Below are 25,578 nucleotides of genomic sequence, written 5' to 3' on the forward strand. Positions count from 1 at the left end.
TCCATGGCCCGCATCCCCCGTATCCTGCCCTTGATCGCCGTCGCCATCGGCGGCGTCGTCGCGGTGCGCGCCATCGGCGTCGCGCCGGGCCTGTTCGAGGGCGCCAAAGCCTGGGCTGAGGAGGCCCCCGCCGCCGCTGCGGGGGCTCCACCCAAGCCGGCCCTGCCGGGCACCTGCGCCCTGTCGCCGGAACAATTGGCGCAACAGGCCGGAATCTCGCCGGCCGAGCTGAAGATCATTCAGTCGCTGTCGCAGCGTCGCACCGAGCTGGACGCCCGCGATCAGGACTTCGCCACCACCCTGCCGCTGATGGTCGCCGCCGAACAGAAGCTGGACGCCAAGGTCAAGGCGCTGGAGGCGTTGAAGGCCGAGATGAAACAGATGCTGGGTCAGGTGGACGAGCGCGAGAAGGCCGAGATCGATCGCCTGGTCCAGGTCTATTCGGCCATGCGGCCCAAGGAGGCCGCGCCGGTCATGGCTTCGCTGGAGGACCGGGTTCGTCTGCCCGTCGCCGCCGCCATGCGTCCGCGCACCCTGGCCGCCATCATGGCCCAGATGACGCCGCCCCAGGCCAAGGAGCTGACCGAAAAGCTTGCGGCGCGGTTCCAGGCCCAGCAGATGGCCGCCCGCGCCGCCGCCGCCGAGGCTACGCCGCCGCCCGCCGCTCCCGTGGCCGCCGCTCCCGCCCCGGCCGCTGAACAGGCCGCCGCCCCGGCGCCCCAGCCGACTCCGGCGGTCGCAACACCGGCCCCCGCGCGTCAGACGCCGCGTCCCGCCGCCCGGCGTCCCGCGCGACGCCCGACGACCCCTGCGGCGGTTCCGGCCGCCGCCGGCCCCACGCCCTATCAGCCCTCCGGCGCCGCCAACGCCCAGCCGCGCCAGACCGTGCAGTAACCGCATCCGGATTCATCCGTAGCGGGACCAGGCTGATATAATAACTATTCCAGCCGATCATTCCCCTGCGCTCGATCGACGGGCGAAGGCACAGGATGATCCGCCGTGGTCGGCGAACTTCTTTACATCGCGCACCGTCTTAGGCGCGTTTTGATCCTCGGCGCGGCCGCGACGACGCTCGGGCTCGCCGCCCTGATCGTCCAGCGCAGCCTGACCTTCTGATCGGCGGTTTCGGTTGGCATTGGGGCCGGGCGCGGCTATCACCGCGCCTTTCCGATAGTCGAGCCGCCGAACGATCATGTCCGACACGCCCCCCGACCGCCTCTCCGTCGATCCGTCCAGCCCGCATCATGATGCGGAGGTTCTGCAACGCGGCGTCGGCATTCGCTTCAAGGGCGAGGAAAAGACCAATGTCGAGGAATACTGCGTTTCCGAGGGTTGGGTGCGTCTGGCCCTGGGCAATCGCGTCGATCGCAAGGGCAAGGCCCTGACCGTCAAGCTGCAGGGCCTGGTCGAACCCTATTTCCAGAACGGCTGACTCTTTCTAGGGTCCGGGCTTTCCGAGTCTGGAGCCTGCCGATGTCCCTTCGTCTGCTGACCGCGAGCGCGATCGCGCTTGGTCTCGCCGCCTTCGCTCCCGTAGCGACGGCTCAGGATGCGGCGACGGTGCTGCAGGCGATCGTCATCCGCGATGCGGCGATGCGGTCGAATATCGCCCTCGACTATGTCACCCAACTGACGACGCGGTTCGGCGCCCGCCCGGCGGGCTCGCGGTCCGAGCAGGACGCCGCCGCCTGGGCCGCCGACTATCTGCGCGCTCACGGTTTCCAGAACGTCCGTATCGAACAATTCCCTCTGATCGGTTGGGAGCGGGGCGAAAGCTCCGCCGCCATCGTCGGCGATCACGCCCAGGCTTTGGTCGCCGCCGCCCTGGGCCATTCGCCGGCCACGCCGCGTGGCGGGGTCGAGGCCGAGGTGGTGCGTTTCGCCTCGATGGAGGACCTGCAGGCCGCGCCTGACGCCGCCGTGCGCGGCAAGGTCGTCTATGTCGACCTGGGCCAGATGCAGCCGATGCAGGACGGCTCAGGCTATGGCCCCCAGACCCGCGTACGCGGCGCTGGGCCGGGCGTGGCGGCGGCCAAGGGCGCGGCGGCCTTCGTCATGCGTTCAGTCGGCTCGGACGAGGATCGGATGCCCCATACCGGAACGACCCGTTACGTCGATGGTAAGCCGACGGTTCCGTCCTTCGCCCTGGCGGCGCCCGACGCCGATCAGGTCAGCCGTCTGGTGGCGATGGGCCAGCCGGTGCGGATGCGCCTGACCTCGACGGCCCATACCTATGAGACCCACAGCCAGAACGTCATCGGCGACCTGCCGGGCGCGACCCGACCGGACGAGATCATCGTTCTGGGCTCGCACATGGACAGCTGGGATCTGGGCACCGGCGCCATCGACGATGGAGCCGGCGGCGCCATCACCGTCGCGGCGGCCAAGGCCATCGCCGACAGCGGCCGGCGCCCCGCCCGCACCATCCGGGTCATCTTCTACGGCTCAGAGGAGGTGGCCCAGCCGACGTCCCAGACCGGCAACGGCGGCGGCGTCTACGCCCGCAACCAGGGCGCCGCCCTGGACAAGCACATCATCGCCGGCGAGAGCGACTTCGGCGCCGACCGGGTCTATGCGCTGCGTCTGCCGGCCGGCGCCCAGGGCTCGGACTTCCAGAAGGCGGCAACGCGCGTCCTCTATCCGATCGGCGTCCTGGCGTCGGATCGGATCGAGACCGAGGGCGGGGTCGATGTCGGCCCGATGGGACCGCACGGCGTGCCCTTCTTCGGCCTGGCGCAGGATGGAACCCGCTATTTCGACCTGCACCACACCGCCAACGACACCCTGGACAAGATCGATCCGGCCCAACTGAGCCAGAATGTCGCCGCCTGGGCCGGCCTTGTCTGGCTGATCGCCGATTCCGACGTCGACTTCCGCGCCATGCGTCCCGCGACCGCCACGGCGGCTCCCGCTCACTGAGCGGCTTGGCCCCGCGCGCCGGTTCTGGCTATAGAGCCGGACCGGCTCGCGGGCGTGGCGAAACTGGTAGACGCAGCAGACTTAAAATCTGCCGGGCGCAAGCCCTTGCCGGTTCGACCCCGGCCGCCCGCACCAACAGTCGCATGAGGCCCAAGATTTGGACGCGGTCTCTCAGAACGGGAAGAAGACCGGGATCGCCACCATGGCGGCGAGCCAGGTGATCAGGTTCAGCGGCAGGCCGACGCGAACGAAGTCCATGTAGCTGTAGCCCGCCATGTTGAAGACCAGCACATTGGTCTGATAGCCGAATGGCGTGGCGAAGGCGGCGGAGGCGGCCATCATGACGCAGACCAGGAAGGGACGCGGATCGACGCCCAGGCTCTCGGCCAGGGCCACGGCGATGGGGGTGATCAAAACCGCCACCGTGGCGTTCGACAGCAGTTCGGTCGCGAACAGGGTCACGCCGTAGAGCACGATCAGGGCGCCCAGCGGCCCCATGGGCCGGATGACGTCGATCAGCCGCTCGGCGCCGGCCGAGGCCAGGCCAGTCACCTCGATCGCCGTGCCCACCACCACCATCCCGGCGATCAGCAGCAGGATTTCGGGCCTCAGCCCGGCATAGGCCTCTTCCGGGGTGATGACCCGCAGCAGGATCAAGGCGACCGCCCCGGCGAAGGCCGAGGCCGCGATCGGCGCCCAGCCCAGGCCGGCGGAGGCGATCACCAGGACGAAGACGAGGAGGGAAATCGTCGCAGGTCTCAGGCGGAAGGGTCGGTCCGCCGCTCCATACAGTTCGACGTCCCCCAGATGGGCGTCCCCCGATCCGTCCGACTGGTTGCGGGATTCGCCGAGGCGAGGCAGGCCGAAGGGAATCAGCCGCAGTCGCCGTTTCGCCGCCTCCGCCGCAGGCCGCCGCTGCGCCGCTTCCATCTCGGCTAGACGCGCCGCTTCCGCCTCGTCCTTGGCCACCGACTTGCCCAGCTGCCGGGCCCCGACGAAATACAGCCACAGGCCGCCGACCACGGCGATGAACAGGCCTACAGGCGTGATCTCGAACAGGCCGAACACCGGCTGGCCCGCGTTGCGCGCCATGTCGTTGACCAGCAGATTGGTCGAGGTGCCGATCAGGGTCAGCAGGCCGCCCAACACCGTCACATGGCTGAGCGGCATCAGAAAACGTTTCGGCGACAGACGCAGCGACTGCGCCACGTCCCGGATCACCGGCGCCGCCAGCACCACCACCGGCGTATTGTTCAGAAAGCCGCCGACCGCGCCGCACAGGCCGATGACGATCCACAGTCCCGTCGCCCCGACCCGCGCCGCAAGCCGGGTGGCCTGGCGGATCAACAGGCCCAGCAGGCCCGACAGCTCGATGGCGTAGGCGATGACGAACAGGCCGGCCAGGGCGATGACGGCGGGACTGGCGAAGGCGCCCTGAACCTCGACAGGCCGCACGACGCCCAGCAACAGCAGGACGGCGGCGCCGGTCAGGGCGACGACATCGGCGCGGATCTTGCCGTGGATCAGCACGCCGACCACGCCGATGAGCACCGCCAGAGCGGCGATCTGATCGAAGGTCATGGGGCTTGCAGACCGCTCCTCGGCGCTCGCGTCAACCTTTTTCCGAGGTCGGTCCCCCAAACCGCCAACCCCATGCTAGGGTGTTTTCATGTTGGAACCGACCGTGTCGCCTCGCCCGTCGGTCGTCGCGCTGGCGGCGTCCATTCTTCTCCTCGCCGGATGTGAGCGCGAGGCGGCTCAGACGCCTCCGCCCCCCGCTCCCGCCCCTGACGAAACCCCGGTCGTCGTCGTCGGGCCCACGCCCGTGCTGGATCGCGCGGGTCTGCTTCAGGCCATGGATGTCGCGGCCTCGGCCTATGCGGCAGGCAAGGATCCGGGCGGCGCTGGTCTGGCGGGGCGTCGGTTCGTCATCCGCCAGGCCTTCGGCTGCAGCGGCCCGACGCCGCCGCCCGCCGAGACGACGCCGGGCGACGGCTTGGCTGCTTGGTCCTGGGGCGAACGTCGCCAGGGCCTGAACCTCACCCTGGCGCCGGGAGACTGGACGGAGTCCTCTCTTCTGGCGGGCGGCGCCGAAAGCTGGGAGGCGGCCGAGGGCTTCTGGCTGCCCCGACCCTGGCTGCGAGCCGACGGCTGCCCCGGCGTTTCCGGCGATCCCCTGGCCAGCGGACCGGTCGCGCCGTCGCCCCAGACCGTCGGCCTGGCCGCCGTATTCGAGGAAGACGGGTCGCGGCTCGGCCGCCGCAACGGCCGGGCCTATACATTCACCGTGCGCGGCGAAGGCGACCAGCCCCCTGTCGCGCCGGCCGACGGCTATCGTCTGGTTCTGGAGGGGCGGATGACCGCCTTCGCCAACGGTCGTGCGATCCGTTGCCGCGCCGCCAGTCCCGATCAGAGGCCGGTCTGTATCGGCGCCGTCCAACTGGACCGCGTCGCCTTCGAAGACTCAGGCGGCCGCGCCCTGAGCGAATGGCGTCTCGGGTAGTCGCCACTCGGGACAGAGCGGTCGGCGACCGGCTCGCGGGTTCAGGACGTCTCGCCGTGCGGCGGCGTCCGCACCGACATCATCGTCGCCAGACGGTCGGCCGCCGCCGCCATGATCTCGCGATCCGCCTGCGTCAAATCGTTGAACTGGGACGTGAAGTCCTCGCCCAGCAGACCCGGCGAGGCCGCCAGGGCGCCGCGCCCCTCGTCGGTCAGACGGGCGTGCACCACGCGTCGGTCCACGGTGGAGCGATAGCGAACGACCATCCCCTTGGCCTCCAGCTTGTCCAGCACGGCCACCACGGTCGGGGCCGACATGGAAGCGTCGCGAGAGATGGCGCTGGTGCTGACCTCGCCCAAGGCTCGGATGGATTGCAGCACCAGCAGCTGCGGCAGGGTCAGGCCCGTCAGTCGCGCGATCTCGCGCGATCGCACATCGATCGCCTGGGCGATCCGCCGCACCGACCGGAGCAGGGATGGGGACAGGTCGGGAGAAATCTCGCTCATCGGGTTGAACTCTTTCGTGCACGAACCATTTGTAAGCGCTGCTTCAACAATTCAAGGAGGACCCATGTGCGGTCTTAGCGGCGAGATCAATTTCGACGGGCGGCCGGCCGACGCCGGCGCCGTTCAGCGCATGACGGACGCGCTCTCGCCTCGTGGACCGGACGGGTCCGGCATAGTGATGCGCGGCCCGGTGGGGCTGGGCCATCGGCGTCTGAAGATCATCGACCTGACCGAGGCCGCGCAGCAGCCGATGGTCGACGCCGACCTGGGCGTGACCCTGGCCTTCAACGGCTGCATCTATAACTACCCCGAACTGCGCGAAGAGCTGCAGGGCATGGGGTTCCGCTTCTTCTCGCACGGCGACACCGAGGTCATCATCAAGGCCTGGAAGGCCTGGGGCGAGGCCTGCGTCGAGCGGTTCAAGGGTATGTTCGCCTTCGTCCTGCACGAGCGCGATACGGGCCGCACCGTGATCGCCCGCGACCGGTTCGGCATCAAGCCGCTGTATCTGGCCGAGAGCGGGAAACGCCTGCGCTTCGCCTCCAGCCTGCCGGCCCTGCTGGCGGCGGGCGACGTGGACAAGACCATCGATCCGGTCGGCCTGCACCACTACATGACCTTCCACGCCGTGGTGCCGCCGCCGCACACCATACTGAAGGGCGTGAAGAAGTTTCCGCCGGCGACTATCCGCGTGATCGAGGCGGACGGCACGGCGAAGGATCGGCTTTACTGGCAGCCGGACATGACCCGCCACGCCGAGGACGCCGCCCTGACCGCCGAGGACTGGCGCGACCGGGTGCTGGACAGCCTGCGCGAGGCCGTGAAGCGCCGTATGGTCGCCGACGTGCCGGTCGGGGTCCTGCTGTCGGGCGGGGTGGATTCCAGCCTGATCGTCGGCCTGCTGGCCGAACTGGGCCAGAAGGACCTGATGACCTTCTCCGTCGGCTTCGAAGAGGCCAATGGCGAGAAGGGGGACGAGTTCGTCTATTCCGACCTGATCGCCAAACATTACGGCACCAAGCACCACCAGATCTTCGTGCCGCACCAGCGGCTGATGGAGGCCCTGCCGGGCACCATCGGCGCCATGTCGGAGCCGATGGTCAGCTATGATAATGTCGGCTTCTATCTGCTGAGCCAGGAAGTCTCGAAACATATCAAGGTGGTGCAGTCGGGGCAGGGGGCGGACGAGGTCTTCGCCGGCTACCACTGGTACCCGCCCATGCTGGAGACGACCGACCCGGTCGAAACCTACGCCAAGGCCTTCTTCGACCGCAGCCATGCGACGCTGAAGACCCAGTTGAACGGCGCCTATATGGCCAACACCGACGTCAGCCGCGCCCTGGTCGAGGCCCATTTCGCGCAAGGGCGCGCCGCCACCCCGGTCGACCAGGCTTTGCGTCTGGACAGCCAGGTCATGCTGGTCGACGATCCGGTGAAGCGGGTCGACAATATGACCATGGCCTGGGGACTGGAGGCGCGGGTGCCCTTCCTGGATCACGAACTGGTCGAACTGGCCGGGCGTATCCCGCCCGAGCATAAGCTGGCCCAGGGCGGCAAGGGGGTGCTGAAGGAGGCGGCGCGCCTGGTCATCCCGCCCGAAGTCATCGACCGCAAGAAGGGCTATTTCCCCGTGCCGGCCCTGAAATACATCCAGGGGCCTTATCTGGACATGGTCCGCGAGGCTCTGACCAACCAGGCGGCGCGCGACCGCGGCCTGTTCGAGTCCGCCTATCTGGACACCCTGTTCGCCAATCCGACCGAGCGCATCACGCCGTTGCGCGGGTCCGAACTGTGGCAGGTGGCCGTGCTCGAGATGTGGATGCAACAGCATGGCGTCTGATCTTCGTCCGATCCGTCCCAAGGCCCACAGGCTGAAACGCCTGCGTCACGAGGGTCTGAAACCGGCGGTGAAGACCGGGCAGGGCCCTGCGCCTGACGCGGTCGTGGATTGCGGCTGGGGTCGGCTGCTGTTCGCCCAGACCTTCGCGACGGCGGAACCCCTGGTCGAGGCCCTGCGCGCCGAAGGACCGGATCGGCGCGACATCGCCTTTTACGTCCGCAATCCGCACGTCCTGCTGGCCCAGGCGCCGCAGGAACTGTTCCTGGATCCGTCGCACACCTATCGGCTGGACCTGGCCACCTATCGCGCCGGCCGCCGCCAGCCGCGCGGTTTCACCGTGCGCCGCCTGACTTCCGAGATGGACGCCCAGGCGGTCAACGACATCTACGCCAAGCGCAAGATGGTGCCGGTGCCGCCCGACTTCTTCTGGTCGCGCCGCGACGACCGGACCATCACCTATTTCGTGGCCGAGGACACCACGACCGGGGCGGTGATCGGCACGGTGACCGGGGTCAATCATGTCCGCGCCTTCGACGATCCGGAATGCGGTTCATCCCTATGGTGCCTCGCCGTCGACCCCCAGGCGACCCAGCCGGGCATAGGCGAGGCCCTGGTCCGGCGCCTGGCCGAGCATTTCAAGACTCAAGGTTTGGCGCACATGGACCTGTCGGTCATGCACGACAACGACCAGGCCATCGCCCTGTACGAAAAGCTGGGCTTCCGGCGGGTCTCCTTCTTCGGGGTCAAGCGCAAGAACCCGATCAACGAGGCCCTGTTCGTCGGCCCAACCGACGACCACGACCTGAACCCCTATGCCCGGATCATCGTCAACGAGGCGCGCCGGCGCGGCATCCATACCGAGATCATCGACGCCGAGGGCGGCCTGTTCCGCCTGAACTGGGGCGGCCGGTCGGTGCGGTGTCGCGAAAGCCTGTCGGAACTGACGTCCGCCGTGTCGCTCAGCATCTGCGACGACAAGCGGATGACGCGTCGGATCGTCGAGGCCGCAGGCGTGCGCGTGCCCGAGCGGATCGACGCCGACAGTCCCTCTGACATCGACGCCGCCCTGGCCCGATTCAGCGCCCTGGTGGTCAAGCCGGCGCGGGGCGAGCAGGGGCAGGGCGTCGCCGTCGGCCTGACGACCATGAGAGAAGTGCAGGCGGCCCTGGTCCGGGCGCGTCGCATATGTTCCGAGGTGCTGATCGAGGAACAGGTCCAGGGCGAGGACCTGCGCCTCGTGGTGATCGACTACAAGGTCGTGGCCTGCGCCCTGCGCCGTCCGCCACGCGTGATCGGCGACGGGCGAACCTCCTTGCGGTCCTTGATCGAGCACCAGAGCCGGCGCCGCGCCGCCGCGACCGGCGGGGAATCGACCATTCCCGTCGACGACGAGACCGAACGCACCCTGGCCGAGGCCGGCTATCGTCTGGACGACGTGGCTCCGGAAGGGACCGAAGTCCTGGTGCGCAAGGCGGCCAATCTGCATCTGGGCGGCACCATCCACGATGTGACGGAAGAGGTGCATCCCACCCTGATCCGCGCCGCCATCGCCGCCGCCCGCGCCATCGACATCCCGGTCACCGGCATCGACCTGATGGTGCGTTCGCCGCGCGAGCCGGAATACGCCTTCATCGAGGCCAACGAACGTCCCGGCCTGGCCAATCACGAACCCCAGCCGACCGCCGAGCGTTTCGTCGATCTGCTGTTCCCCCTGTCCGCCCCGACCTCGGCGCGGACGGCCCCGAGATCCGAAGCCTGAAGGAGGCCCCTTGGCCCGCCCCGAGATAGACCTCGACTACCTGAAGGCCCGCTTGGCCGACCTGCTGAACACCCCCAGCCCCACCGGCTACACCGACGAAGCGGTCTGGATGCTGTGCCGTGAGCTGGAACGGCTGGGCCTCGATTATGAGATGACCCGTCGCGGCGCCATTCGCGCGCGCCTGCCGGGGCGCGACGCCAGCCCGGCCCGCGCCCTGGTCGCCCACGTCGACACCCTGGGCGCCCAGGTCAAACAGGTGAAGGACAACGGCCGGCTCGAACTGGTGGCCATCGGCCACTGGTCGTCGCGCTTCGCGGAGGGCGCGCGCGCGACGATCTTCTCCGAGGGCGGGGCCTGGCGCGGCACCATCCTGCCGCTGAAGGCCTCGGGCCACACCTTCAACGAGGAGGTGGACACCCAGCCGGTCAGCTGGCGCCAGGTCGAACTGCGGATCGACGCCGTCACCCACGGGCGCGACGACACCCTGGCCCTGGGCGTGGACGTCGGCGACATCGTCGCCATCGACCCCCAGCCCGAGTTCATGGACACCGGCTTCATCGTGTCGCGCCATCTGGACGACAAGGCGGGGGTGGCCACCCTGCTTGCGGCGCTGGAATGTCTGATCCGCGAAGGCCGCACCCCGACCGTCGACACCTGGTGGCTGTTCACCATCGCCGAGGAGGTGGGGCTAGGCGCTTCGTCCGTCCTGGTGCCCGACGTGGCGGCCATGGTCACGGTCGACAACGGCACCACCGCGCCGGGCCAGAACTCGTCGGAGTTCGGCGTCACCATCGCCATGGCTGACCAGACCGGCCCGTTCGACTGGCACCTGTCGCGCAAACTGGTCCAGCTGGCGCGCGATCACGAGATCCCGCACCAGAAGGACGTCTTCCGCTACTACCGCTCCGACTCGGCCTCGGCCCTGGAGTCCGGCGCCGACATCCGCACCGCCCTGGTCACCTTCGGCATCGACGCCAGCCACGGTTACGAACGGATCCACGAGACCGCTCTGGCGGATCTGGCGCGGCTGCTGATCGCCTATGCCGAAAGCGAGGTCGAGATCGAGCGCGACGCCAAACCCATGAGCAGCGCCAAGGGCTTCACCCACCAGCCGATCGACGAACAGCACGACTGAGGGCGCGCTGGCGATGCGTCGAGCGAGCGGCGTTAAATCCATCGCGCAAGTCATACTGTGCAGTTTGTGTCACAGCCGGCTTCTAAGAGGGAGCGGTTCCAGCACACTACGGACTCGCTATGCCCCAGATCGATCGCCGCGGCCTGTTGGCCGGCCTGGCCGCCGCCGCGGCCTTTCCGTCCCTCGCTCGGGCGCTGAGCATCGCGCCCCGCGTTCGCACGGGCACGATCCAGGACGTCGAACATGTGGTGATCCTGATGCAGGAAAACCGGTCGTTCGATCATTATTTCGGCACGATGAACGGTGTGAGGGGCTATTCCGACCCCCATCCGGCGCCGGCGCCCAGCATCGACAGTCGCCAGCGCGACCTCCTGCTGCAGTATGACGGTTCGGGCGAGGGGCCGGCCTGGCTGGCGCCCTTCGCGCTGAACACCCGCCAGACCTTCGCCCATATGCGGGTCGAGGGCACGCCCCACAGCTGGTCCAACGCCCAGGCGGCTTGGGACGAGGGGCGAATGGGGCGCTGGCCCGAGGCCAAACATCCCCATTCCATGGGTTACTACGAGCGGGCGGACATCCCCTTCCAGTACGCTATGGCCGACGCCTTCACCCTGTGCGACGCCTATTTCTGCTCGCTTCAGACCGGCACCAATCCGAACCGCGTCATGCTGTGGTCGGGGACGAACGACGGCTCGGGCGAGCGGGGCGGGCCGTGCATCGGCAATTCCCACGACAGCCTGCCGCGCGACGGGGGCGCCGAGGAGCCGTATCGCTGGACCACCTATGTCGAGCGGCTGCAGGCGGCGGGGATCGACTGGCGCGTCTATCAGGACATGGCCGATAATTTCACCGACAACCCCCTGGTCGGTTTCGAGGCCTTCCAGCGAGCGGTCGCCGGCGCGCCGGGGTCCGATCCGGCCCTGGTCGAACGGGGCCTGACCACTCGGGCGCTGGACGGGCTGAAGGCCGACGTCCTTGCCGGGCGGCTGCCCCAGGTCTCCTACGTCATCGCCACGGCCGGCGGGTCCGAACATCCCGGACCGTCCAGCCCGGCCCAGGGCGCCGACTATACGGCCCAGGTGATCGACGCCCTGACCGCCGATCCAGAGGTCTGGGCCCGCACTGTCCTGCTGGTGAATTTCGACGAGAATGACGGCTTCTTCGATCATGTGCCGCCGCCGGCGCCGCCCGCCCGCGGCCCTGACGGCGCGCTGCGGGGCGGATCCACCGTCGATCTGACTGGCGAGCATCATCTGCGACCCAGCCCGGCCGATGCCGATCTGGATCTGCCGGAATATCGCGGCCGGCCCTACGGCCTGGGGCCGCGCGTGCCCATGTATGTGCTGTCGCCGTGGAGCCGGGGCGGTCGGGTCAATTCGGAGGTCTTCGACCACACCTCGGTGATCCGCTTCCTGGAGACCCGGTTCGGGGTGATGGAGCACAATATCTCGCCCTGGCGCCGCGCCGTCTGCGGGGATCTGACGTCCTGCCTCGACTTCACCGGCGCGGATGCGCGGATCGTGCCCCTGCCTTCGACCCGGGCGGACGCCGTCCGGGCCGCAGCCTTGGAAGGTCGCACCACCCCGCCTATCCCGACCCAGCCGTCGCGCCCCGAACAAGCCCTGGGTTTCCGCCCTGCCTGCCCCAGCGTCTATGCGCTGGACTGCACGCTCGAGACGGCGGCCGAGAGCGTGCGACTGGACTTCATCAACACGGGATCGCGCGCGGCGGTCTTCCATGTCTATGACCGGCATAACCTGGAGGCCGGGCCTCGGCGCTATACGGTGGAGGGCGGTCGGCGGCTTCAGGATGTCTGGACCGGCGGCGGCGTCGATCTTCAGGTCATGGGACCGGACGGATTCCACCGGCGTTTCGTCGGCGCAGACGCGGGCGGGGATGCAGTGGCCGCGCGCCTGGACTGGCGGGACGGGGCGCCGCTCCTGGTGCTGACCGGAACAGGCACGGCGCGCGTCAGCCTCGGCGACGACGACCGTTCAATCGCCGTCGCGGGCGAACACAGGCTCCAGATCGACTGGATCGACGCCAACCAGACCTATGATCTGGCCGTGGAAGCCGGCGGCTGGCGACGCGAGTTCGCCGGCCGGGCGCCGAAGATCGACGGTCTCGACGCCCTATAGACCTCTGGCCCGGACGGACGCGGTCAATCGCCGCGTCCGGCGGCGATAAAGTCCGCGATCGTCGGCCAGGACCGGGCCTGGGGACGCATGTCCTCGCAGGCGAAGGATTTGATCCCGCCATAGATTCCACCCGACGGAGTGTCGTCCCAGGCGCCGTCCTCCGCGATCCGGTCCGTTTCGGCGCCGTCCGGGCCGTACGTGACCATCGCGGTGGTGCGCGACTGACCGTCCGAGCAGCGGATCGCGAGTTCCTCGGTCTCGTGGCTCAGATCGGTCGCGTCGCCCTGGGCGGGGACGCGGGCGAAACGGGCCGTGGCGACCCCGTCGACCGGCGTCAGGGTGTCCTGATCCACCAGATAGACGACGCGATCGCTGGCGGAAAACCGGGCCCAGTTCTCTGCTGCGGCGGGCGTCGCCGCCGCCAGGGCTACGACGCTGATGAGTGTGAGTTTGGCGATTCCGCGCATGTGATCCTCCCCATGAAGGGGAAGATTTGATACCCGTGATCGCCCGATTTCAACCCTGTCTCGCCCTACGGCCGAGACCGCAAGTCAGGGTCGCACGCGGTCGGGCAGAGCCGCGACTTCTTCTGCGTCGAGGGACTTGTTTACAAAGCCGCGGCAGACGCCCCGGCCCATCGACGCGTCCGGCACGAGAATGCGCACAGGGTCGCCGACACAGACCGTATCCGAGCCGCCTCCTGTCGGCAGCACGGCTATGGAGATCGCGGAATCAAGATCCGTGCAGCCGCCGCTGGTGTTGATGTGGAAGACGTCGCCGCGCAGCGATCGGATATAGAGATCGGTCGAGCGGTCGGCGCGGAAGTTGCGCACGCTGTCGGTGCGGAAGCAGCGCGCGACCTTGCCGTCTGTCGCCGTAGTGGTCGTGCTTGCGGCGGGAGCGCAGGCGGCCAGGGACGAGGCCGCCAGAACCGAAGCCGCTGCGGCGGCAAGTTTGGAATGCATCGAAATCTCCTCGCGGAATGGCTCGCCGACTAGGAACCGCCTCGCCTGAACACGGGATGAACGCCGTTCAGAGCGGCGAGAACCGGTCGGCATCGACCTTGGCGACGAAGGCTTCCGGCAGGGGCGACGGCGTTCCCGCAATCAGCGAGACGACATGTTCGCCCAGCAGAGGCGCCGCGCAGAACCCGCGCGAGCCCAGCCCGGACAGCAGATAGACCCCGTCCGTCCGTCGGCCGGCCAAGGGCAGGCGATCAGGCGTGGTGGCGCGGATGGCGACTCGGCGGTTAGGTTCTCCGGCCTCCGCCTTTACTGCGAGCCGCGGCAGGCGCGCGCGCAGGGTTTCGAGATTCTGCACGCTCTCCGTGTCGCGTGGCTCCAGGCCGACATCGCCCCGCACATGGGTGGCGCCATACAGGAAGCCGGCGCTGGTCGGCGCGACATAGCCGCCCCAGGCGATGCCGGGGATGGACGGGCCGTCGCACCAGTCGGCCTGGCCCCGCACCGGCGACAGGCCCGCTCCATCCGGAAACAGGCCCGCCGCGCCCCAACCCGCGGCCACGACCACGGCGTCCGCCCGGACCAGAACCTGACCGGCCGCGTCCAGCACGATCCAGGCCTCGCCGTCCCGCTCGATCCGCGCCGCCTCGGCCGTGAGCCTCTCGACGCCGTCGAGCCAGGCGTCGAGGATGGCTGCGGGCTGAACCACCCGGGCGTCGGCCATCATCAGCCCGCCGTCGGCCGTCGGCTCTCCCAGCCGTTCCGACGCCGTCTCCGCATCGACGACCGACATGGCTCCGTCGCGCCACAGCGGCTGGGCGGCGATCTTGCCGAACCGGGCCGTGTCGCGCGGCGTTTGCGGCAGTTGCAGCACGCCCCGGCCCAGCACCGCGCCCGGCGTGGCGTCGTACAGGTCCCGCGCCCGCTCCAGGGCCTGGGCGTACAGGCCGGCGATGGCCTGGTCTCCGGCATCCAGTCGCGGCGTGACCAGGCCGGCGGGAAAGCCCGATCCGCCGGCGCCGGGCCGGGCCGTCTCGATGACGACCGGCGTCATCCCCGAGGCGACGGCGGCGCGGGCGACGGATGCGCCGGCGATACCGGCCCCGATCACGGCGATCCTAAGCCTGGACTCTGGGGCGGGCGCGCCGTCCAGCCGTGCTTCCAGTCGTTCGCGCTTGCGGCCGTGGCCCGGCTTCTTCTCGACGATGAAGCCACGTTCGGACAGGCCGCGACGCACGGCCCCGGCCACGGTGAAGGTGGCGACCCGCGCGCCGGGCGCCGACAGGGCCGCGATCCGATCCATCACGGCGTCGGACCACATGCCGGGGTTCAGGGCAGGCGAGAAACCGTCCAGGAACCAGGCGTCCGCCGGTCCCGACCACTGATCCAGAGCCCAGGCGGCGTCGCCGACGGCCAGGTCGAGGACGGCGTCGAACCCCGGCAGGTCGATCCGGTGGAAGCCGGGGGTGCGCGCCGGCCAGGCGTCGGTCAGCGCTCGCGCCGCCTCGGCCAGTTCAGGCCAGGCCCCCAGGGCGCGCCGCGCCTCGTCGGCGGCGAGAGGGAAACCCTCGATCGAAAATATGTTCAGACGCCCGCCCTCGGGCCGGGTCTCGCGCCACAGCGTCAGCAGGGCGGCGATGTTCAATCCGGTGCCGAATCCCAGTTCCGCCACGCTGAACCGCCGGCGCCCAGCCCAGGCGTCGGGCAGGCCGCAGCCCTCCAGAAAGACCGCCCGCGTCTCGGCCAGACCGTCGTCGCGCGAAAAATAGACGTCGCCAAACCGGCCCGAGCGGGGCTCGCCGTCCTCCGTCCAGGTCAACTGCGGGGAAGTGTCATCGATCATCATGCGGGGCCTCTAGCACCTTGGCCGCCGACAAGAAAAAGGGCCGCCCGCGAGGGACGGCCCTTTCCATGGTGGTGCGGGGTTCAGTGGCCGTCGTTGTGGGCCGGAGCGGGGTCGGCGGCCTTGGCCGGAGTGGTCGTCGCCGCGGCGTGCGTGGTGTCGGTTCCGCCGTGTGCGTCGCCGGAAGCGGTGGCCGTCGCGGCGTCGGCGTCCTGGGCGGCCTCATTGGCGGCGGCGGCGGCTTCGGCGGCGGCTTGGTCGGCGGTCAGGGCGGCTTCGGCGGCGGTGCCGGCGGCCTCCACTGCATCGCTGGCGGCTTCCTGGGCCTTCTCCTCAGGCGCCTTCTGGCAGGCGGCCATGGCGAGGACGGCGGCCGTGGCGGCGACGAGGGCGGTGATGCGCATGAGAATCCTCCGGATGCTGCTTCTTGCGAGGTCGGAGCCTCGCGCTGAACGATAACGCCGCCGTGAAGCCGGGGGCAAGCCATGATCAAGGCTTGGCAGGCGTGGTTCGACAACCCTTCGGCTGATCGGACGTTCCGGCGCGCCTGTCGGCGTCAGTCGCTGCCGATGTTGTTCAGCACTTCTTCCATCTCGGCGAACGAGGGCTGGGAGGAGGAGGGAATGTCGCCCCGGCCGATCTCGACCGAGATCTGGGCTGCATTGCCGTGCAGGTGGGCGATCAGCACCGACTGGATCATTTTATAATAGGCGGCTTCCTCGTTGATGATCGCCGTCAGCCGCGCGGCGAACGGTCCCACCAGGCCATAGGCCAGGAACACGCCCATGAAGGTGCCCACCAGGGCGCCGCCGATCATGCCGCCCAGGATTTCCGGCGGTTCGGTGATCGAGCCCATGGTCTTGATCACGCCCAGCACGGCCGCGACGATGCCCAGGGCGGGCAGGCCGTCGGCCAGGTTCTGCAGGGCATGGGCGTTCTCGAGATGCTCGTGGTGATGCTTTTCGAGTTGCTTCTCCATCGCGTCCTCGACCTGATGCGGATCCTCCAGGTTCATCGTCATCATCCGCAGGGTGTCGCAGATGAAGTCGACGGCGAAATGGTCCTTCAGCACCTTGGGGTACTTCTGGAAGATGGTCGATTCTTTGGGCTTTTCGATATGGCTTTCCAGGGCCACGACGCCCTTGGACTTCATGGTCTTGGTCAGCTGGAACAGCAGGGACAGCAGGTCCTTGTAGTCCTGCTTCTTCCACTTCGGCCCGGCGAAGGTCTTGCCCAGGCCCGCCATGGAGCCCTTGATCACCGTCATCGAGTTGGAGATCAGGAAGGCCGCGATGCCGGCGCCGCCGATCGCCATCAGCTCGTGCGGCGCGGCGTGGATGATGACGTCGAACTTGCCGCCGGAGATGGCGTAACTGCCGAAGACGAGGCCGAACAGCAGCACGATGCCGAGGATCTGAAACATGTGACGCGGTATCCTGACCGGAGAGGGGTCAAGAATGGCCGTTAATGATTAAGACGGCGTTTCGCGAACGCCGTCCGTCTTGTCTCAGAGGCGGCCTTCGCCGTTCAGGATGGCGGTTCGCGCCGCGGCCGTCAGCTTCTGGTAGCCGGTCTTGCCCCCGCGCACATAGAGGGAAGCCCCCGTTTTTTCAGGATCGAAGCCGTCGGCGACCAGATCGGCCTTGCGATACTTGAACGTGCCGGTCGTCTCGGCCGCCGCGATCACCCGCAGGAAGACCGGTTGGGCGTAGGGCGGCAGTTTGCCTTCGACATGATCGGCCAGGACCTTGGCGTCGAACTTTCCGTCCAGAACCAGGGCCGCCATGCCCGCCTTGCCGTCCTGTCCCGGCACCGGCACCCCATAGACGATGGCCTCCGCGATCCCGGGCGCATCCATCAGCACCTGTTCGACCTCGGAGGTCGAGACGTTCTCGCCCTTCCAGCGGAAGGTGTCGCCCATCCGGTCGACGAAGTAGAAATAGCCTTCGGCGTCCTGTTTCATCAGGTCGCCGGTGCGGAACCAGCGGTCGCCCTTCTTGAAGACGTCGGTCAGGATCTTCTTCTGCGACGCCGCCTTGTCGGCATAGCCGGAGAAGTCGTGGCGAATGTCGTTGCCGATCTCGCCGATGGCCTCGCCGACCTCGCCGACGCGGGTCAGGCGACACAGGCCGTCGGTCCCGCGAATGGGTTGTTCGCTTTCGACGTCGAACTGGACCAGTCGGATATTGATCTGCTTCTTCAGATAGCTGGGCACGCGGCCGATGGCGCCCTGTTTGCCGTCGAAGTTGAACAGCGAGACATTGCCCTCGGTCGAGCCGTAGAATTCGAGCACGTCGGGGATGTTGAACCGGCTCTGGAACTCGGGCCAGACGTCGGCGCGCAGGCCGTTGCCGAAGGCGAGGCGCAGCTTGTGCTTCTTCTCGTAGGCCTGGGGCGGGCAGTTCACCAGATAGCGGCACAGTTCGCCGATATAGACGAACATGGTGGCGCCTGACGCGACCACGTCGGGCCAGAAGCTGGAGGCGGAGAAGCGCTTGCGGATGACCAGTCGCGCCCCGTTAAGCAGGGCCGCGCCGACGCCGACCAGCCCCCCGGTCGAATGGTACAGGGGCAGAACGTTGAAGACCCGGTCCTTCGGCGTCGATCGTGTCGCGCCGGCGAAGGCGCGCATATAGGTCCGCGCGCGGGAGTGGGGAATACGGGCCGCCTTGGGCAGGCCGGTGGTGCCGGAGGTATAGATATAGAGGGCCGTGTCGCGATTGGTCAGGCCCTCGCGGACCGACTTGGCCGGCCGCACGGAGGAGGCGCCGCGCACGGGCTTGTCCAGGCCGCGTCGGTCGCTGGTCTCGTCATCGTCGTTCAGGCCCAGCACCCATAGCATCAGGCTGTGTGCGACCAGGGAACGGGTGTCTTCGATCTGGCGCCAGCAGTCTTCGTCCGCCACCACCTGGAAGGCGTTGGAAATGGTCAGGCAGTGGGCCAGCCCCTGGCCGCTGAGATTGGTGTTGATCAGGGCGGTGGCGATGCCGACCTTGGAAAAGCCGATCCAGGCCGCGAGATATTCGACGCGGTTGGTCATCATCAGGGCGATGGTGTCGCCGCGGTTCAGGCCTCGTCCCTTGGCCCAGTGCGCATAGCGGTTGGCCATGGCGTCCAGGTCGCGATAGGTCAGGCTGCGGCGTTCATCCTCCACCGCGACATTGTCGGGAAACTTGTCGACAGCCTCTTCGATGTCGTCACACAGCAGAACGTCGCTATCCAGCTCGATCGGCTTGATGCGCTTGAGCAGACGGAACAGACCGCTCGCGAAGCGCACGTCCCTGCGGATATTGGCTACCAAACCCATGCGCGCCGTTACTCCGGTCTCTGCGTGTTCCACCCATCCTCGTGATGAACGAAGGGAGGCCGTCCGGTCAACCGCGAGGCGATCAAACGCCAGATAAACAATCGCGATCCACCCGAAGAAGCATCTCATTTCTTCGGGTGACGTCGGGGAAATCCATAGGCTGCCTGCGCTTTTTCGGCCTCAATTCGTGGATTTCACCCCGAAAAAGGTTCGGATGTCGCCTGATCTGGGGCCATCTCGGTATTTCTTGAAGGTCATTCGAGTCCAGCTGGAACGGGCGCGGACGACGGCGTGTTTTCCCGACCAATGTTATGGAGGACACATCATGTCGATGACCTATGCAGACGCCGATCCCGCCATCGCCTCGACCGACACCGTCGGCCGGTCGGCTGATGGAGTCTTCGTGCCCCGCTATGCGCAGACCCGCCGCAAGAAGAAGCCGGTCAGAACCTGGATGATCGTCGCGCCCATCGGCGCCCTCGCGGTGGTCGGCACGGCGGCGGCCCTGATGATGGGTGGCGAAGGGACCGCGCCGTCGCCCGCCGCCCCGTTGGAGACGAGGCAGGTCGCACCGTCGGCTCTTGACGCGGTCACGCCGACCCCGGCCCCGCTGGTCCAGGCGACGCCCGCCGCTCCCGTGCAGACGAGCCCGGCCCGGGCAGCGCCGTCAGCGCCGGCGGTCCGCACTGAGCAGGCCGCCACGCGCCGCGCCGCGCCGGTCACGACCGATCAGCCGGCCACGCGCGCCGAAACCCCAGTTGAACCTGCAGGACCGCGCCCTTACAGCGCCTCGCCCACTACGGTGACCGCCAGTGCGGCCGCGCCGGCGATACAGACGGCTCCGGTTCAGGCTCCCGCCATTCCGGTTCAGCCTCTGAACTGACCCACCAGAAGGCCCCGGCGAATCGTCGGGGCCTTTCGTCTATCGAGCGGGTTGTGCAGGATATTCCAACCGACTGACGTCATAGCCTAGGGCGCGCGCCCTGTCGGTCAGAGCCTGAACCTGGGCGGCGCTCGGGATGTCGCGCGTATAGATGAACAGCCGCTTGAACGTCGGATCGGTCGAGATGAACCAGCTGTAGTCGTCGGCCCGGTCCAGCACCCAGTAGTCCCAGGTCACCAGCCCGTACAGATAGCTGACCCGCAGCTTGGCGTTCATGCCCGGGTCCAGGATGCGGCCCCGACCCTCGATGGCCTTTTCTCGGCCTTCGGGCGAGCCGACCTGGCAGGTGTCGCGCACATCGACCCGGTCGCCTTCGCGGAGCGTGTAGATCGAGGCTCCGGCCACGCAGCCGTCGGTCAATCGGTCGGGCAGGCGCGCGATCTCGCGCCACCGCCCGGACCATAGACGATCGGCGTCTATGGCCTTGGCCGGCTGGGGCGCGCGATAGTCGGCGGGCGAGGGGGCGGTGACGCAGGCCGCCAATGAGGTGGACAGGGCGACGGCGACGGCGGCGGCGAGAAATGATTTCATCGGGGATCGGGACCTTCCGTTCTCGCCATCAAGCCGCGACGACCGGCCCCGGTTCCGTCATGGACGCGCGACGAGGGCGGGCGTCCGCCCTCAAATCTCTCAGCGGGCGCCAGTATCAATCGCTTGAAAGCCGTAGCACACTGGCGTTTGACGTCAGCGTTCGATGGAGACCTGACCCGGTGGACGCCGCTATCCTGACCGAAGATCCGACCCAATCCCGCCCCGCCCAGCCGAACGCCGTTCAGCCCGACCCCGCGCGTCTGACCCATCTTCAGCGCCTGGAGGCCGAGAGCATCCACATCATGCGCGAGGTGGCGGCCGAGGCCGAGCGTCCGGTCATGCTCTATTCGATCGGCAAGGATTCGGCCGTGATGCTGCACCTGGCGCGAAAGGCCTTCTACCCGTCCAGACCGCCTTTCCCCCTGCTTCACGTCGACACCACGTGGAAGTTCCGCGCCATGTACGCGATGCGCGAACAGGCCGCAGCCGACCTGGGCGTCGAATTGCTGGTCCACCAAAACCCCGAGGCTGTCGCGCGCGGGATCAATCCGTTTGACCACGGCTCGGCCCTGCACACCGACCTGTGGAAGACCGAGGGGCTGAAACAGGCCCTGACCCTGCACGGTTTTGACGCGGCCTTCGGCGGCGCCCGTCGCGACGAGGAGAAGTCGCGGGCCAAGGAACGGATATTCTCCTTCCGCACCGCCGAACATCGCTGGGACCCCAAGAACCAGCGGCCGGAGCTCTGGCGGCTCTACAACACCCGCAAACGGCCGGGTGAGAGCATCCGCGTCTTCCCCATCTCCAACTGGACTGAGCTGGACGTCTGGCAATACATCCATCTGGAGCAGATCCCGATCGTGCCTCTGTATCTCGCCGCCGAACGGCCGGTGGTCGAGCGCGACGGCGCCCTGATCATGGTCGATGACGACCGGTTCCGGCTGCGCCCCGGCGAGACGCCGCAGATGAAGTCGGTCCGCTTCCGCACCCTGGGCTGCTACCCCCTGACCGGGGCGGTCGAGAGCACGGCCGCGACCCTGCCCGAGGTCATTCAGGAAATGCTGCTGACCACCACCTCGGAGCGTCAGGGCCGGATGATCGACCACGACCAGTCCGCCTCGATGGAGAAGAAGAAGCAGGAGGGCTATTTCTGATGGCCCACCAATCGGATCTGATCGCCCGCGACATCGACGCCTATCTGGACGCCCACCAGCACAAAAGCCTGCTGCGTTTCATCACCTGCGGCAGTGTGGACGACGGCAAGTCCACCCTGATCGGCCGTCTGCTCTACGACTCCAAGATGATCTTTGAGGATCAGATGGCGGCGCTGGAGGCGGACAGCCGCCGCGTCGGCACCCAGGGCGGCGACATCGACTTCGCCCTGCTGGTCGACGGCCTGGCCGCCGAGCGCGAGCAGGGCATCACCATCGACGTGGCCTATCGCTTCTTCTCGACCGAAAAGCGCAAATTCATCGTCGCCGACACCCCGGGGCACGAGCAGTACACCCGTAACATGGTCACCGGCGCCTCGACCGCCGACGCCGCCGTCATCCTGATCGACGCCCGTCGCGGCGTCCTGACCCAGACCCGCCGCCACGCCTATCTGGTCAGCTTGCTGGGCATCCGCCACGTCATCCTGGCGGTCAACAAGATGGACCTGATGGGCTGGTCGCAGTCTGTGTTCGACGCCATCGTCGCCGACTTCCGCGGTTTTGCCGATCAGATCGGGCTGAAGCGCTTCGACGCCATTCCGATGTCGGCCCTGCGCGGCGACAATATCACCGAGGCCAGCCCCCATTCGCCCTGGTACGCCGGTCCGCCGTTGATGAACCTGCTGGAGACGCTGGAGGTCGGGGACGATCTTCAGGCCGATCCGTTCCGCCTGCCGGTGCAATGGGTCAACCGGCCCAACCTCGACTTCCGCGGCTTCTCGGGCCAGATCGCCGCCGGGACCGTCCGTCCGGGCGACCCCGTCCGTGTCCTGCCGTCGGGCAAGACCTCGACCGTCGCCCGCATCGTCACCGCCGACGGCGACTTGGGTTTGGCCGTCGCCGGCCAGTCCATCACCCTGACCCTGGCCGACGAGATCGACGTCTCGCGCGGCGATGTTCTGGCCAGCGCCGACGCCCCGCCCGAGGCCGCAGACCAGTTCGAGGCCACGGTGGTCTGGATGGACGACGAGCCCCTGCTGCCGGGCCGGCCCTATCTGCTCAAGATCGGCGCCAAACTGGTGGGCGCCACCATCACCGAGCCCAAGCACAAGGTGAACGTCAACACCCTGGAGCATCAGCCGGCCAAGCGGCTGGAGCTGAACGAGATCGGGGTCTGCAACCTGTCGCTGGACACCCCCGTCGCCTTCGCCCCCTATGGCGAGAACAAGGATCTGGGCGGCTTCATCCTGATCGACCGCATCTCGAACCGCACGGTCGGGGCGGGCCTGCTGAACTTTGCTCTGCGCCGCGCGCACAACATCCACTGGCAGGCCCTGTCGGTGGACAAGGCGGCGCGCGCCACGATCAAGAACCAGACGGGACGCGTCGTCTGGCTGACCGGCCTGTCCGGCGCCGGCAAGTCGACCATCGCCGACCTGGTGGAAAAGCGTCTGCACGCCGATGGCCGCCACACCTATCTGCTGGACGGCGACAATGTCCGCCATGGCCTGAACCGCGACCTGGGCTTCACCGAGGAGGATCGGGTCGAGAACATCCGCCGCGTCGCCGAGGTGTCGAAACTGATGGTGGACGCCGGCCTGATCGTCCTGGTCAGCTTCATCTCCCCCTTCCGCGCCGAACGCCGCATGGCGCGCGACCTGATGGGGGAGGGCGAGTTCGTCGAGGTCCACGTCGACACCCCCCTGGCCGTCGCCGAGCAGCGCGACGTCAAGGGCCTCTACAAGAAGGCCCGCGCCGGAGAACTGAAGAATTTCACCGGCATCGACAGCCCCTACGAAGCCCCCGAAGCCCCCGAGATCACCGTCGACACCACCACCATGTCGCCCGAGGACGCCGCTGAACGCATCGTCGCCTGGCTGGACGGCCGTTTCTCGACCGAGGATTTCAGCATCTGAAGGCGCTGACGGCCGTGCAAAGCGCTTGTTGTCTCGCCGAAGCTTCTCGGTCACATAGGGCTTTGCTGCAACGACAAGCCTGACGCCGTTTGATGTCTGCGGAAGAAGGCCATTGTCAGCTTGCGTTGAGGCGGGACGCCGTGAGCCACCTGATGTCGACCTCCTCTTCTATCCTGCTGCTGAAATCGCGCCGCTTCGGCGACGCACGCGGCTGGTTCATGGAGACCTATTCCGAGGCCTCGGCGCTCGCGGCCGGCATCGACGTGCGGTTTGTTCAGGACAATCAGTCGTTCTCGGCGTTCGAAGGTACAATTCGAGGTCTGCATTATCAGCGGCCGCCGCACGCCCAGGCCAAGCTGGTGCGATGCATGCGCGGCTCGATCATGGATTATGTCGTGGACATCCGGCGCGGCTCCCCGACCTATGGACAGCACGTCGCCGCCAGGCTGACGGCCAAAGGCGGCGAGCAGTTGTTCGTGCCGGTCGGCTTCGCCCATGGGTTCGTCACTCTCGAGCCGGATGTCGAGGTCGCCTACAAGGCCGGGCTGGCACGCGAGGTCTTTCGCCCTCAGCGCCGCCGCCGGCGGCCCGTCGGCCGCAGTCGAGGGAATACCTTCGTCCGAATATCTGACCCCGGCCAAGCGCCCGTCGAACTCGCGCCTGTCGACCGCCAAACGGACCCGCGACTATCGCGTCACGCCTCGCCCCTGGCAGGCTGCCGTCGCCGAGATCGTCGCCGAACTGAACGGTGAAAGGCTCCTCCCATGAAGGGCATCATCCTGGCCGGAGGTTCGGGCACCCGCCTGCATCCGATGACCCTGGTCACCTCAAAACAGCTGATGCCGATCTACGACAAGCCGATGATCTATTATCCGCTATCGACCCTGATGCTGGCCGGCATACGCGAGGTGCTGATCATCTCGACCCCGCGCGATACGCCCAGTTTCCAAGCCCTGCTGGGCGACGGCTCGCAGTGGGGCATGGAGATCCAGTACGCGGTCCAGCCCAGCCCGGAAGGCCTGGCCCAAGCCTATATCATCGGCGCGGACTTCGTCGGCGACAATCCGTCGGCCCTCATCCTGGGCGATAACATCTACTACGGCCACGGCATCACCGACCTGTTTACAAGCGCCATGAGCCGGCCGGATGGGGCGACGGTGTTCGCCTATCACGTCAATGATCCGGAACGCTACGGCGTGGTCGCCTTCGACAAGGACATGCGCGCCCTGTCGATCGAGGAGAAGCCGAAGGTCCCCCAGTCCAACTGGGCCGTCACCGGCCTCTACTTCTACGACAAGGACGTGGTGGAGATCGCTCGCAACCTGAGGCCCTCCGCCCGCGGCGAGTTGGAGATCACCGACGTCAACCGCATCTATCTGGAACGCGGCAAGCTGTCGGTCGAGATCATGGGACGGGGTTACGCTTGGCTGGATACGGGCACGCCGGACGCAATGCTGGATGCGGCCGAGTTCGTGCGGGTTTTGGAAAAGCGGCAAGGATTCAAGATTGCCTGCGTAGAAGAGGTGGCCTTCAGGAAGGGATTTCTGGATGCAGTGAAACTTGAAGAATTAGCGGCCAGAATCGGTCGAAATGATTATGGTGATTACTTGACGAGTGTCCTGGGTCGCTGCTGAGGGAGCACTAGCAACTCGGCCACCTTGGCGGGTTATTGATGAAGTGCGACAGGTTGATACGTTGCGGCGGGACATAGTTCGCGTACTGATTAACTACCCTAGAATCAGGGTCAGGTCCCAACCCGGATGAGTGGTAGGCTCCGATTTTGATGTATGACCCTTTACCCTCATTCCTGGGGCCTATTGGAATTTCGACCTCGTCGACAATCATTGAGCCATTTTTCCAGACGGTTAATGCGCCGTGATGGGGATCCAAGGTGAAGCGGAAGACGAAGTTGTTAGGTCTGTTCAGGAGCCACTGCCCCACCCAATAGGTTTCTCCAACCCCCCTGCGAGAACCGCCGACGGCGGTCACCGTTAGGCTATCGTCCGGCGTGCGCCTCAGAGCAAAGGTGGGCGATGACCTGCCCCTGAGTTTTCATCCAGCGGCGACCCGAGTCCCGGCGTTTGTTACGCTTCTCAGCGCGGTGTGAGCAACAGGCCGGGCCGCG

General features: G+C 67.5%; 22 protein-coding genes, 1 tRNA gene and 1 pseudogene. 15 read left to right on the top strand and 9 right to left on the bottom strand.

Annotated features, from left to right (window positions below):
- Positions 1-3: 3 nt before the first annotated feature.
- The 4 genes from H2037_RS13880 to H2037_RS13895 all read left to right on the top strand — a co-directional run bounded on the left by H2037_RS13880 (position 4) and on the right by H2037_RS13895 (position 3,054).
- On the top strand, positions 4-894 hold the full coding sequence (locus H2037_RS13880) for a MotE family protein (RefSeq protein WP_292123148.1): 891 nt from the start codon (positions 4-6) through the stop codon (positions 892-894).
- A gap of 298 nt (positions 895-1,192) precedes the next feature.
- Complete coding sequence (locus tag H2037_RS13885; protein ID WP_292123151.1) at positions 1,193-1,432, top strand: DUF3297 family protein; 240 nt, start codon at positions 1,193-1,195, stop codon at positions 1,430-1,432.
- Between the two features lie 41 nt (positions 1,433-1,473).
- Entirely contained in the window at positions 1,474-2,919 is a 1,446-nt protein-coding gene (locus H2037_RS13890; RefSeq protein ID WP_292123153.1) for a M20/M25/M40 family metallo-hydrolase, read from the top strand.
- A gap of 48 nt (positions 2,920-2,967) precedes the next feature.
- Positions 2,968-3,054 (top strand) — tRNA-Leu (locus tag H2037_RS13895).
- A gap of 36 nt (positions 3,055-3,090) precedes the next feature.
- On the opposite strand, the gene H2037_RS13900 is transcribed toward H2037_RS13895, so the two are convergent.
- Positions 3,091-4,500: an SLC13 family permease gene (locus H2037_RS13900; protein WP_292123156.1), complete on the bottom strand. Its 1,410-nt coding sequence runs from the start codon at positions 4,498-4,500 to the stop codon at positions 3,091-3,093.
- Between the two features lie 88 nt (positions 4,501-4,588).
- On the opposite strand from H2037_RS13900, the gene H2037_RS13905 reads away from it, so the two are divergent.
- On the top strand, positions 4,589-5,422 hold the full coding sequence (locus H2037_RS13905; RefSeq protein ID WP_292123159.1) for a hypothetical protein: 834 nt from the start codon (positions 4,589-4,591) through the stop codon (positions 5,420-5,422).
- 41 nt (positions 5,423-5,463) lie between these two features.
- Here H2037_RS13905 and H2037_RS13910 read toward each other — a convergent pair whose 3' ends face one another.
- Entirely contained in the window at positions 5,464-5,928 is a 465-nt protein-coding gene (locus H2037_RS13910; RefSeq protein ID WP_292123162.1) for a MarR family transcriptional regulator, read from the bottom strand.
- A gap of 64 nt (positions 5,929-5,992) precedes the next feature.
- On the opposite strand from H2037_RS13910, the gene H2037_RS13915 reads away from it, so the two are divergent.
- The 4 genes from H2037_RS13915 (at position 5,993) to H2037_RS13930 (ending at position 12,800) form a co-directional block, all read left to right on the top strand.
- Entirely contained in the window at positions 5,993-7,768 is a 1,776-nt protein-coding gene (locus H2037_RS13915; protein ID WP_292123165.1) for an N-acetylglutaminylglutamine amidotransferase, read from the top strand.
- Complete coding sequence (gene ngg / locus H2037_RS13920) at positions 7,758-9,527, top strand: N-acetylglutaminylglutamine synthetase (RefSeq protein ID WP_292123168.1); 1,770 nt, start codon at positions 7,758-7,760, stop codon at positions 9,525-9,527. Before H2037_RS13915 ends, ngg begins: the two co-directional genes overlap by 11 nt.
- 10 nt (positions 9,528-9,537) lie before the next feature.
- Positions 9,538-10,662: an osmoprotectant NAGGN system M42 family peptidase gene (locus H2037_RS13925; protein WP_292123171.1), complete on the top strand. Its 1,125-nt coding sequence runs from the start codon at positions 9,538-9,540 to the stop codon at positions 10,660-10,662.
- A gap of 119 nt (positions 10,663-10,781) precedes the next feature.
- On the top strand, positions 10,782-12,800 hold the full coding sequence (locus tag H2037_RS13930; protein ID WP_292123174.1) for a phosphocholine-specific phospholipase C: 2,019 nt from the start codon (positions 10,782-10,784) through the stop codon (positions 12,798-12,800).
- Positions 12,801-12,823: 23 nt separating this feature from the next.
- Here H2037_RS13930 and H2037_RS13935 read toward each other — a convergent pair whose 3' ends face one another.
- From H2037_RS13935 to H2037_RS13960, 6 genes are all read right to left on the bottom strand, one after another.
- The gene (locus tag H2037_RS13935) at positions 12,824-13,267 is read right to left on the bottom strand and encodes a hypothetical protein (protein ID WP_292123177.1); all 444 of its coding nucleotides are present in this window, start codon (positions 13,265-13,267) and stop codon (positions 12,824-12,826) included.
- A gap of 84 nt (positions 13,268-13,351) precedes the next feature.
- A complete protein-coding gene (locus tag H2037_RS13940; RefSeq protein WP_292123180.1) occupies positions 13,352-13,765 on the bottom strand; it encodes a DUF6491 family protein in 414 nt (137 codons plus the stop codon).
- 67 nt (positions 13,766-13,832) lie between these two features.
- Positions 13,833-15,608: a tRNA (5-methylaminomethyl-2-thiouridine)(34)-methyltransferase MnmD gene (gene mnmD / locus H2037_RS13945; protein WP_292123182.1), complete on the bottom strand. Its 1,776-nt coding sequence runs from the start codon at positions 15,606-15,608 to the stop codon at positions 13,833-13,835.
- Between the two features lie 80 nt (positions 15,609-15,688).
- Positions 15,689-16,009 (bottom strand): hypothetical protein, encoded by a 321-nt coding sequence (locus H2037_RS13950; protein ID WP_292123184.1) that lies wholly within the window; start codon positions 16,007-16,009, stop codon positions 15,689-15,691.
- Between the two features lie 152 nt (positions 16,010-16,161).
- Complete coding sequence (motA, locus tag H2037_RS13955) at positions 16,162-17,028, bottom strand: flagellar motor stator protein MotA (RefSeq protein WP_292123187.1); 867 nt, start codon at positions 17,026-17,028, stop codon at positions 16,162-16,164.
- Between the two features lie 84 nt (positions 17,029-17,112).
- A complete protein-coding gene (locus H2037_RS13960) occupies positions 17,113-18,912 on the bottom strand; it encodes a long-chain-acyl-CoA synthetase (RefSeq protein ID WP_292123190.1) in 1,800 nt (599 codons plus the stop codon).
- Positions 18,913-19,237: 325 nt separating this feature from the next.
- Here H2037_RS13960 and H2037_RS13965 point away from each other — a divergent pair, with 325 nt between their 5' ends.
- The gene (locus tag H2037_RS13965) at positions 19,238-19,795 is read left to right on the top strand and encodes a hypothetical protein (protein ID WP_292123193.1); all 558 of its coding nucleotides are present in this window, start codon (positions 19,238-19,240) and stop codon (positions 19,793-19,795) included.
- Positions 19,796-19,834: 39 nt separating this feature from the next.
- Here the strand turns inward: H2037_RS13965 and H2037_RS13970 are convergent, their stop codons facing one another.
- Positions 19,835-20,386: a lipocalin family protein gene (locus H2037_RS13970; protein ID WP_292123196.1), complete on the bottom strand. Its 552-nt coding sequence runs from the start codon at positions 20,384-20,386 to the stop codon at positions 19,835-19,837.
- Positions 20,387-20,577: 191 nt separating this feature from the next.
- Between H2037_RS13970 and cysD the strand changes: the two genes are divergently transcribed.
- The 5 genes and pseudogenes from cysD (at position 20,578) to rfbA (ending at position 25,087) form a co-directional block, all read left to right on the top strand.
- Positions 20,578-21,540 carry a sulfate adenylyltransferase subunit CysD gene (cysD, locus tag H2037_RS13975; protein WP_292123205.1) on the top strand — a complete coding sequence of 321 codons (963 nt, stop codon included), beginning with the start codon at positions 20,578-20,580 and terminating at the stop codon, positions 21,538-21,540.
- Entirely contained in the window at positions 21,540-23,453 is a 1,914-nt protein-coding gene (cysN, locus tag H2037_RS13980; protein WP_292123199.1) for a sulfate adenylyltransferase subunit CysN, read from the top strand. Before cysD ends, cysN begins: the two co-directional genes overlap by 1 nt.
- Positions 23,454-23,671: 218 nt before the next feature.
- A pseudogene (gene rfbC, locus H2037_RS13985) lies at positions 23,672-23,938 on the top strand (dTDP-4-dehydrorhamnose 3,5-epimerase); the annotation flags it as partial.
- 34 nt (positions 23,939-23,972) lie between these two features.
- Positions 23,973-24,221, top strand: a complete 249-nt coding sequence (locus H2037_RS13990; RefSeq protein ID WP_292123208.1) for a sugar nucleotide-binding protein — start codon at positions 23,973-23,975, stop codon at positions 24,219-24,221.
- Entirely contained in the window at positions 24,218-25,087 is an 870-nt protein-coding gene (gene rfbA, locus H2037_RS13995; RefSeq protein ID WP_292123202.1) for a glucose-1-phosphate thymidylyltransferase RfbA, read from the top strand. Before H2037_RS13990 ends, rfbA begins: the two co-directional genes overlap by 4 nt.
- The last annotated feature ends 491 nt before the right edge of the window (positions 25,088-25,578 follow it).

Source organism: Brevundimonas sp. (assembly GCF_013912065.1).
Lineage (GTDB): Bacteria > Pseudomonadota > Alphaproteobacteria > Caulobacterales > Caulobacteraceae > Brevundimonas.